This window comes from Gammaproteobacteria bacterium, assembly GCA_003696665.1.
Classification (GTDB): Bacteria; Pseudomonadota; Gammaproteobacteria; order Enterobacterales.
Genome location: RFGJ01000153.1, coordinates 1 through 9,773 on the forward strand (window position 1 = coordinate 1; position 9,773 = coordinate 9,773).

Sequence of the window (9,773 nt, forward strand, 5' to 3'; positions counted from 1 at the left end):
ACCACTGGAAGCATGTTGGCCGCGGCATGGCCGCGCATCACAGTTTGCCAGTGATTGGATGAGTCGTAGTCGGGTGCCTGAGGCTCAGAGCCAATTGCGGTTGGATAGCATAAAATTTCCGCACCCATCAGTGCCATGCACCGGGCCGCCTCGGGGAACCATTGGTCCCAGCAAATGGCAGCGCCAATTGCGCCATAACGCGTTCGCCAAACTTTGAAGCCTGTATCTCCGGGGGAGAAGTAAAATTTTTCCTGATAGCCGGGACCGTCGGGAATGTGCGCTTTCCGATAAACACCCAGTAATGCCCCATCCGCATCAATCATTGCCATCGAGTTAAAAAAACAGTTGCCCGCACGTTCAAAGAAGCTGATGGGTAGGACGACAGACAATGTTTTCGCAAGCGATTGAAAGTCTGAAAGCCAAGGATGATTGTCAATGGGGTGGGCCAGATCAAAGTACTTCGGATTTTGCGTTTTGCAAAAATAGGGATCTGCGAAGAGTTCTTGTAACAAGATTATCTGGGCCCTCTGGCTGGCGGCTTGACGAATCAGGTCCATGGCTTGCTGTAGGTTTTCAGACCGGTTGTGGCTGACTGCCATCTGGGTGGCGGCGACAGTGACGGTGGTCATATGAATCCTCCAAGTGCACTGGTCAGTGTCTCATGGTGCGGGATAGGCATGGTAATGCAATGAATACCACCTCCGCCAGCCACGATGTCATTAGCCGGGACGCTGACAACGTCTCGGTTTGGAAAGGCTTGGCGGAAAAACTCACGCGCCGCGTCATCTTGCGGGCAATCAAAGGCCGGCAGAACAATCGCATGATTGGCCCAAGCGAAGTTGACATACGAACGCGGCACTTTAATACCCTGCACAAACACCGGCTCGGGCAAATCGATCAAGGCAAGGTCAATCTTCACCCCTTCAGCTTGCCACTGCTTGATAGCGGCAAGATTTTTTTCGAACCTTGGCCAGTCGGGGTCATTTCGCGAAGGCCGCTGCATCAACAGTGTATGCTCGTCGAGAAAACAGGCAACATTGTCAATGTGGCCGTCGGTGTCGACATCGCCTTCAAGCCCGAGTGGCAGCCACAGGACCCGCTGGGCGCCATAACAGGCCTCAAGGCGCTGTTCTACGTCGCGTTTGTTCACAATACCATTTCGGTTAGGGTGCAAGAGACACTCTTCGGTGACAAGCAACACACCGGCGCCATTGGTATGAATGGCACCGCCTTCCAAAACCCAATCGAACGTGGCTATCTCAATGACATCGGGCGTCTGGGTTTTTAGCCAATGCGCCACAAAAGTGGCGGCTTCAGCGTCGTGCGCGAAAGGCGAGAATTTCTCCCCCCAAGCATTGAATTTCCAGCAGTTTGCCACGATGTGGCCGTCACGTGTTGCGAATATCGGAGCTGTGTCTCGTGCCCATGAGTCATCCAATGTTTTTTCTACCAAAATGACCTGACGACTGACCATTCTACGAATGCGCTCGGCATGTGTTTCAGGCACGATAAGAATCACCGGCTCTCGTTCGGCGATTGCGTGAATCACTCGAAGATAGGCTTTTTCGGCGGTTTCAATCCCATTTGGCCAGATCTCACGGCGAACAGGCCAGTAAATAATGGTTGCGGAATGTCGCCCCCATTCGGGCCACGGAAGGCTAGTTGTCATAGTCATTCGCTTCCAGATAGGAATACCCGAACAAACCCTCTTCCAATTCGGAGAGGTAGGCCGAACGCTGCGCTGAATCAATGTTGGCACGACTCAGTTGTCGGCGATAACTATCGAGCAACGCTTCTGGCTGAATATCGACATATTTTAGCAACATGGCACCATTATCGCCGGCGCGATGTGCTATGGTAAGCTCGCCATTATTGCTGACAGTCACATCAAAGCTGTTGGTATCGCCAAACAGGTTATGCATATCCCCAAGGATTTCCTGATAGGCACCCACGAGAAAAAAACCAAGTAGGTAGGGATCTTCAGGATCAAATCTCGGCAAACCGAGATGTGGCTGAATTTCTTGGCCATCCACGTATCCTGCCATTTCACCATCCGAGTCACAGGTAATGTCCTGAATGACAGCGTGCATTTCTGCAGGCTGATTCAGATGAGACAATGGGCTGATGGGAAAAATCTGGTCAATGGCCCAAGCATCCGGCAGCGATTGGAATAAAGAGAAGTTGGCATAAACTTTTGTTGCCAGTTTACGCGCCAGTATTGCAGCGGTTTCTTCACAGCCCCCGGTGCCTTGTTCGAGCACCGGCAGTAAACGTAACCCAATGGCTCGATATAACCGGTCCGCTTGCGCTCGTTGTTCGAGCGAGACATGTCCGTGGTTAAATAGCACGCGGCATTCGTCGATGGCGTCTTGCGCCGACAGAAAATACTTCTGTGCTTCTTCCGGACAGTGGCATGTGAGGCTGTGCTGATAAACGTCATACAGACTTTGCAACCACTGTGGATCATCAGGCTGTTGCGGTCTTGGTGTTTGCGGCTCCTGGCCTTCGCAATCGACGATATTGGTAATCAGAACTGCATGATGTGCCGTAATGGCCCGGCCGGATTCACTGATGATTTTGGGATGAGGCAGGCAATGGCGGTCACACACCATTTTTAGTGATGACACAATGGCCTCAGCGTAATCGTGGAAATCGTAGTTTGAGGAGTTTTCGTTATCCGAATGCGAGCCATCGTAATCGATACTTAGGCCGCCCCCTACGTCAAAACACTGAATGCGCCCCCCCATTTCACTGAGGGTGCGATAAAACTGAACACATTCCCGGATCGATTTTTGTATGTCAAGAATGTTGGCGATTTGTGAGCCCAGATGGAAGTGAAGGAGTTGCAAACAGTCGAGCATGTCATGTTGAGAGAGTTTCTCAACCATGCTCAGAATTTGCCCGGGTGTCAATCCGAACTTAGAAAGTTCTCCGCCGCTTTGTTGCCATTTTCCTGTGGCTTGCGACCAAAGGCGGGCACGCACGCCAATGCGTGGACGGATGCCGAGCTGTTTAGCTTGTTGCAATATCAGGTCGAGCTCACCAAGCTTTTCGACCACCATGTAAACATGGTGACCCATTTGTTCGCCGATAAGTGCCAATCGAATGTATTCTGCATCTTTGTATCCGTTACATACAATCAGCGGATGACTTTTTTCCGCCATTCCGAGCACGGCGAGCAATTCAATTTTACTGCCAGCTTCTAAGCCAACCCGATGTTCATCATCGCCTGCAGCGATCACAGCATCGATGACCTGACGTTGTTGGTTCACTTTGATTGGATACGCCACCACATAGTCGTTCTGGTAATCCAGCGCGTCCATAACGTCGTGAAACGCACGGCACAGGCTGTGAATTCGGTGGCGGATGATTTGTGGAAAGCGGATCAGTAAGGGGGCACCGTGCTGTTTGGTGAGTTGTCTTGCCAATTGTGCAAGATTGATCTGAGTAAAGTCTTCGGTGGGGAAGACCAGCACCTCGCCATGGTCATTCACACCGAAGTAGCCGTTTCCCCATCTTTCAATGCCGTAGCGCTCAGCACATGGCTGATTATTTGTCATCACTTGCCCTGCGATACCTGTCATTTCTCGACGCTATCAGTGTAGCAGGTCGAGAATATATCGTGGCAGGGCAAATGCAGCTTTGTGGACTTCCGGCGTGTAATACCTAGTTTCAATACCGGAATCATGGAAGCGTTGTTCGATGGTTTCGATGGGAAGCTGCCGAGCTGTTGTGTCCAAGCTACCCCATGCCAAAGTCATAAAGCCGCCGACATAGGTGGGGACAGGGACGACATAAAACCAGCGATCGGCGAAAATGCCCTCAAAACGACGCCAAGTGTTGGTGACCTCTTCAGGTTGCATAAAGGCAACACCGTTTTGTGCGGCGAAAATGCCTTTGTCATTGAGACAGCGGCGCACGCCACGATAGAAATCGTTGGTAAATAGAACTTCCCCTGGTCCGACGGGATCCGTTGAATCGGAGATGATGACATCAAACTTCTCGTCCGTTTCGTGGACGAAGCGGAAGCCGTCTTCAATCACGATCTCTAAACGTGGATCATCAAATGCACCATTGGAATGGCGCGGAAAATATTCTCGCGCCATGTCAATGACGGCTTGATCAATTTCAACCTGAACGATACGTTCAATTTGTTTGTGGCGAACCACCTCGCGGGCAATGCCGCCATCGCCTCCGCCAATAATCAGTACTTTCTTTGGGTTATGGTGCGCAAAGAGCGGGACATGCGCTAGCATCTCGTGATACATAAATTCGTCGCGCTCGGTGGTTTGAATGATGCCATCGAGCGCCATGACATTACCCATGTCTTCGTTTTCAAAAATAATAAGATGCTGATGTCCTGTATTTCTTTCGAACAGAACGCGCTTTATGCCAAAGCTCTGGGCGTAACTCGGATATAGCTTTTCTGAGAACCACTTAGTCATCTTTCACCTCTCCCCGTAATAACTCGTTGACGAGTGTTTGTTTCGGAGAGAAGGCCTCATTGAAAATGTCAATAGACAATTCTGGTCTTGCGCCGCCACACATAAAGACATCAAAGGCGGCAAAACCGCGTTCCGGCCATGTGTGTACCGAGATATGTGACTCTGCGAGTACCGCAACGCCAGAAATACCGCCATTGGGGGTAAAATGATGCAGATGGATATGGAGTAGAGTGGCGCCACAAACTTCGACCGCCTTGCGTAAAGTCGCTTCCATCAACTCCAAGTCATCCAGGCGTTCTGCTCCCCAGAGATCAATAATGATGTGTGTTCCAGCAAAGGTTTTGCCATTTCGGGTGACAAAGTGATCGTCAGCCAGTTGATTGTCTCTTTGGTTGACGTATTCTGGCCAATTTTGTGCGGTCTCGGCGTTGTACTCAGTGCCATTTACATGTTGTGGGGCGAAGGTCGAATCTAGCATGGTCTTGGCCTCGCTCTGTCAGTGAGTCACACCGATAACTTCGTATCGGCCGGTTGAAATTCAGGAGTGCGCTTTATACGCGATTTGGCAGAAAAATCAAGTTTTTTTTACGCATTTCGAGGCTGGGATATCTCGATATAAATACATCTTATATAAGCATTATGTTTTATAAGTGTTTTCAAGCAAAAGGAACGTACCGCAGACCTATGATGAGCACATGCCAGAAATCCAATCGTCCAGTGAGCGAGGGGCTCCGAACATAGGTCCCGTGCCAAAGCGACAAGAATGCGACACCAGCCACTCTATCTGCTGTTCGTTGTCGATACCGTGTGCGATGGCTTCAAGTCCAGAGTGCGTGCCCGCGATGTCGAGAAGCGCCAGCAAGGTTTGTTCGTACAGATCGTTCTGGCCAATTTGTCGAATCAGATGGCTTGGCAATCGAATGCCCGCGACCGTATGGTGGCGTAGCCATGACAATGCAAATTGTTGAGTGGAGAAGCCAATCACTTCAAGTGGAATGGAGTGTTCGTGCAATAATTCAAAAGAACGTCGAACATTGGGTTGGTGATTGCGCATGCATTGCTCGTTAACCGTGAGGTGGATATAGTGTTCGGCCAATCGCAAAGATTCGATCTGTTTGAGAAATTGTTCGATGAGCCATGGTCGAGAAAGCACCAACTCAGACACTGGAGTGCAAAGTGGAATGAGTATGCCCTGACGTTGGCATTGCCGCGTATAGTCGGCCACTTTGTTGATGACCCATTCCGCGAGCAGTGGAAGCATGCCCGTCTGGAAAGCAATCGGAGCAAAGTGACTCGCCGTCAGGCGGCCTCGTTTTGGACTGTCCCAAACCAACACGAGATCGCCCTTGACGGCACGCTTTGTCTCGAGGTCCACAACAGGCCGGATGAGCAAGTTGATTTCTTCGTGTTCGATGGCCTTGAGCAATTCGCTTTCAATTTCGCGGCCAACTTGAGTGCGTCCCAAAATGGAATCGTTAAAAATATGGACATCATTGCCGCCTTGGCGTTTGACGTGACTCATGGCGATATGGGCGTGTTCAAAGAGCGCAAGTGGAGCCGTCCCATGCGCTGGGGCAAACGCAATGCCGACACTCATTTCGATACGTATGTGGTGGTTATGGACGTGAAAAGGCATTCTGAGCTGGTCAATGATTCGATAAATCTGCCGAATTAGCGTTTGTCTGCTATTTGAAACGCCCGTGGCCAACATAAATTCATCGCCCGTATAACGGGCACAAAGCATTTCGTTATCTGCCATTTTGATAAGGCGGTCGGCAAATGCTCTGAGCAGCGCATCGCCAGTGGTCATTCCGAAATAGTCATTAATGTTTTTGAATTGATCGATGCTGATGATGGCAATGCCTAGTTGATCGTTAATTTGAAAGGCTGAGTCATCAAGCCGACGCTGAAGTAGTGTCATGAAGTGTTGGTGATTGTATAGGGCTGTCAATTTGTCATATTCAGACAACGTCTTTAATCTCGCTTGCGATGCCTTCAAGTGGGAAATATCCGAAAACACCCCGATGTAGTGTGTAATTTTCGATTCCTCGTTTTGGACGCTATCAATGGTGAGCTCCACTGTATAAGTATCGCCATTTTCTCTCGTGCAATGCAGCTCGCCGCGCCAACGTCCTTGCAGTTTCAAATAGTGTTTGATGGCTTGCTCAGTTTGAATTTCATTGCCAGTGATTTCTGCGAGACTCATCGGTTTCCCGACCAACTTGTCCGCCGGAAAACCGGTGAGCTTCTCAAATGCCGAGTTGACAAACAGGCATGTAAAATCGGTTGCGGTGATCCACACCGCGTCAGAAGTATTGGCCAACGACTGCGCGATGACCTGTAGGCGCTCTTCTGTTTTCTTCAGGTCATCGATGTCGCGCAGCATTCCGACCATACGCATAGGTCGACCGCTATCATCCCAAGAGACAAACTTGCCTCGGTCGAGCACCCATTGCCATTCATTGTTTTGGTCTTTCAGACGGTAACGACATTCAAACAAGGCCTGATGCCCGTTACGATGCATCAGGTAGGCTTTAATGAGGGTTTGCAAGTCATCAGGATGGACGTAATCTGAAATGGCTGAGAGGCGTTCTTGGAAAAGGGGCTTTGGAATGACGTTAAGTGGCAGCTCATTGGTTCTGACCATCGTCCCTTTTCGAATATCCCAATCCCAGAATTCATCGCCACTGGCCCACAATGACAATTTAAGACGCTCTTCGCTTTCTTGTAAGGCTTGGTGGTGTGCTTTTTGCAGCTTGTTTTTTTGTTGCCAAACCCAGTACATGTACGCGAGTAACACCAATGTCAGACACAGAACGAAAATTTTGGGCCAATGCGTTTGCCAAGGCGCTGATTCAATGTTGACGTGAACGCTTAGGCCTTCAGTATTCCAAATGCCGTCACTGTTGCTGGCTTGTACACGAAAGAGATACTGACCGGCCGGCAGATTGGTGTAGGCGGCAAGACGACGACGTGCATCCGTTTCCAGCCAATCGTTATCAAATCCTTCCAGCTTGTACCTGTAGCGATTACTCAGCGGTTCAACAAAATCAAGTCCGGAAAACTCGATAATAAACATATTTTGTTGATAGGGAATGGTAATCGCGTCCGACTTGCCTGAATCGGCGCGCACAATCCTGGGGGGAGGCAAGAAGCTTTTGTTGCCCATACGTAAGCCAGTCAGGACGACGGGCGGCTTGTGCGGATTTCGTTTGACTTTGTCCGGTTGTAGCCAAGTCAATCCGTCTGTTCCGCCGAATATGACGAGTCCTTGCCGGGTCAGGTGCCTAGCCCCATTGTAGAATTGATTGTCAACGTGAAAGTTTTGAATTTCTTGTTTGGTCGGATAAAAACGTGTCAGGCCGACTGTAGTGGCGAGCCAAAGGACATCGTCGACCGGTTGTACCGATGAAATCGCATTGTTGGCGAGCCCCTCAGCGGTTGTGATCGCTTCAAATAAATACGGCATTCCGTCTTTATCTAGCAGTACGTGATGAAGACCGCCACCTTCGGTTGCAAGCCAGATGTTGTTGTGGCTGTCTTGAACGATGTCTGTGACGACATCGTTCATCAGACCAAGCCCATCGCTTAGTGTGAAGTGGGCAATTTTTTGCGAGTTCGGATCATAGATCGATAATCCCGTTTGCTCGCTGCCAAGCCAGATGCGCTGATGGTCATCTAGATAGATGGCTGTCACTGCAGGTGAAAGTAGTCCTGTTTCAGGCCGGGTCGACGAGGTCGAAATTCTTTGTGTTAACTTGCCTTGGAGGTCAAATCGACAAGCACCACCGCCCCGCGTGCCGACCCAGACGCTCTGATGGACAGGGTCTAAAACCAGCTTCAGCACATTGGCGGCACAAGGACTGCTGGAGGCGTCAGCGACCAGTATTGGCACTTGGTAAGGCGGCGGCAGGCGATACAGCGCTTGTGTTGTGCCTATCCACAATTGTTGCGTTGTGTCTAGCAGCAGTTGGCGGGGAAAACCTGTAAGTTGTTTGGTCAATTGAGGCAGTGGCAGCCATCCCGCATTTGGTGACCACTGAGACAGACCAGATTCGAACTGGGCCACCCACAGATGGCCATCCGGCATTTCCTGAACGTCCAGTACTTTTGCTCCGAGGCGGCTATTCTTCGTGGGGTGGCTCGTTTGGATGCCGTTATCAAAGAGTGGGCGTTTGAGCAATCCTTGTGTCCAGGTTCCAATCCAAAGATTCTGAGAGGCGTCAACGAGCAGCGTTGAGACGATCATGTTGTCGAGCGCGATATTTCTTCCGAGCGACGGCTTCCTAACATTGCCATCCTTGTCAATTTTGTATAGGCCATTTGTAGTGCCAACCCACAGCGTATCCCGGTCTTCGATGAGTGAAATCACGGCTTGGTCGGCTAAATAGTTGATTCCGTCCCATTTGCGGTCAGCAATTGAGAAACGTTGAACGCCTTTGCCAAAAGTACCAATCCACAGACTGTTGCCGTGGCTGACAATTTCTGTGACGCCAATTTGACCGGGTGATGGATAGATTTCCCATTTTTTTTGGGGAATCTGGTAGCTTAATAACGCGCCATGACCTTGTTGGCGAATAAAATCTGGGCCTGCGGCGATCCAAAGTGCGTTGCCCACGAGTGCCATATCGTTAATGTAGGCGGCGGCGGCTGGTGACGGCACTTCAAAGAGTCTGCCCTGTTGCTCGTTAAAGTACCATAAACCGCGGCCGGCCGTGCCCACCCAGATGGTGCCATTGGCGTCTTCTATCAAGGAAGACAGCACTTGAGCGCGTGATTGGTCTTGTTTTGGCAAGCGATACACGTTCAAACGGTAAGTTTCCAGATCGATCTGGGCCAGTCCCCCGTAACTGGCAACCCAGAGACGGTGTTTGCTATCAACCAGCATGTCCCAAACAAACGGCGTAAAGGGCAGCGTTTTTTTTCTAACGAGGTGCTCAAGACGCACAAACTCGTAGCCATCAAAACGGACAATGCCATCTTGCCCGGCAAGCCAGAGGAATCCGAAATTGTCCTGTACGGCGACAGTGATCGAAAACAAATCCAATCCCTGTGCTCGATCGTATCGCGTTGTTGAACGTGCCGCGCCGTCAGCGACTTGTGGCAAGCACGTCAACGCTAGCAGCAGGCAGCAGTTGATGAATGATTTCATTTTCATTTGATCAAGTATAGAAGGCGTTCGCGCATCGTGTGGTGGTCTGGATGAAAAAGTGATGTAAGACAAATCGCTGACCAGGTTCAGACAGATGTGAGACATTGAAGATATGAAAAAGGGGCCTCAAGAGAAACAGAAAAGAAAAAGAGGAGGCCCCGAGATGAAGGTTTTTG

At 50.3% G+C, this 9,773-nt stretch carries 6 protein-coding genes; all 6 read right to left on the reverse strand.

What is annotated here, in order from left to right; all coding sequences use genetic code 11:
• Nucleotides 1-629: N-carbamoylputrescine amidase (locus D6694_04715; GenBank protein RMH45442.1), on the reverse strand; the 629-nt coding region annotated here is incomplete at its 3' end.
• Complete coding sequence (locus tag D6694_04720) at nt 626-1,675, reverse strand: agmatine deiminase family protein (protein RMH45443.1); 1,050 nt, start codon at nt 1,673-1,675, stop codon at nt 626-628. The genes D6694_04715 and D6694_04720, both read right to left, overlap by 4 nt.
• A complete protein-coding gene (locus tag D6694_04725) occupies nt 1,659-3,560 on the reverse strand; it encodes a biosynthetic arginine decarboxylase (GenBank protein ID RMH45447.1) in 1,902 nt (633 codons plus the stop codon). The genes D6694_04720 and D6694_04725 overlap by 17 nt, the downstream gene beginning before the upstream one ends.
• A 36-nt stretch (nt 3,561-3,596) precedes the next feature.
• Nucleotides 3,597-4,445 carry a polyamine aminopropyltransferase gene (locus D6694_04730; GenBank protein ID RMH45444.1) on the reverse strand — a complete coding sequence of 283 codons (849 nt, stop codon included), beginning with the start codon at nt 4,443-4,445 and terminating at the stop codon, nt 3,597-3,599.
• Nucleotides 4,438-4,923: an adenosylmethionine decarboxylase gene (gene speD, locus D6694_04735; protein ID RMH45445.1), complete on the reverse strand. Its 486-nt coding sequence runs from the start codon at nt 4,921-4,923 to the stop codon at nt 4,438-4,440. Before speD ends, D6694_04730 begins: the two co-directional genes overlap by 8 nt.
• Before the next feature lie 204 nt (nt 4,924-5,127).
• Nucleotides 5,128-9,702, reverse strand: a complete 4,575-nt coding sequence (locus D6694_04740) for a diguanylate cyclase (protein RMH45446.1) — start codon at nt 9,700-9,702, stop codon at nt 5,128-5,130.
• Nucleotides 9,703-9,773: the final 71 nt, after the last annotated feature.

Bases quoted from the DNA above. Each gene is read 5' to 3' on its own strand.
- speD (RMH45445.1), bottom strand. From the start codon at position 4,923: ATGCTAGATTCGACCTTCGCCCCACAACATGTAAATGGCACTGAGTAC.
- D6694_04740 (RMH45446.1), bottom strand. From the start codon at position 9,702: ATGTCTCACATCTGTCTGAACCTGGTCAGCGATTTGTCTTACATCACT.
- D6694_04725 (RMH45447.1), bottom strand. From the start codon at position 3,560: ATGACAAATAATCAGCCATGTGCTGAGCGCTACGGCATTGAAAGATGG.
- D6694_04720 (RMH45443.1), bottom strand. From the start codon at position 1,675: ATGACTATGACAACTAGCCTTCCGTGGCCCGAATGGGGGCGACATTCC.
- D6694_04730 (RMH45444.1), bottom strand. From the start codon at position 4,445: ATGACTAAGTGGTTCTCAGAAAAGCTATATCCGAGTTACGCCCAGAGC.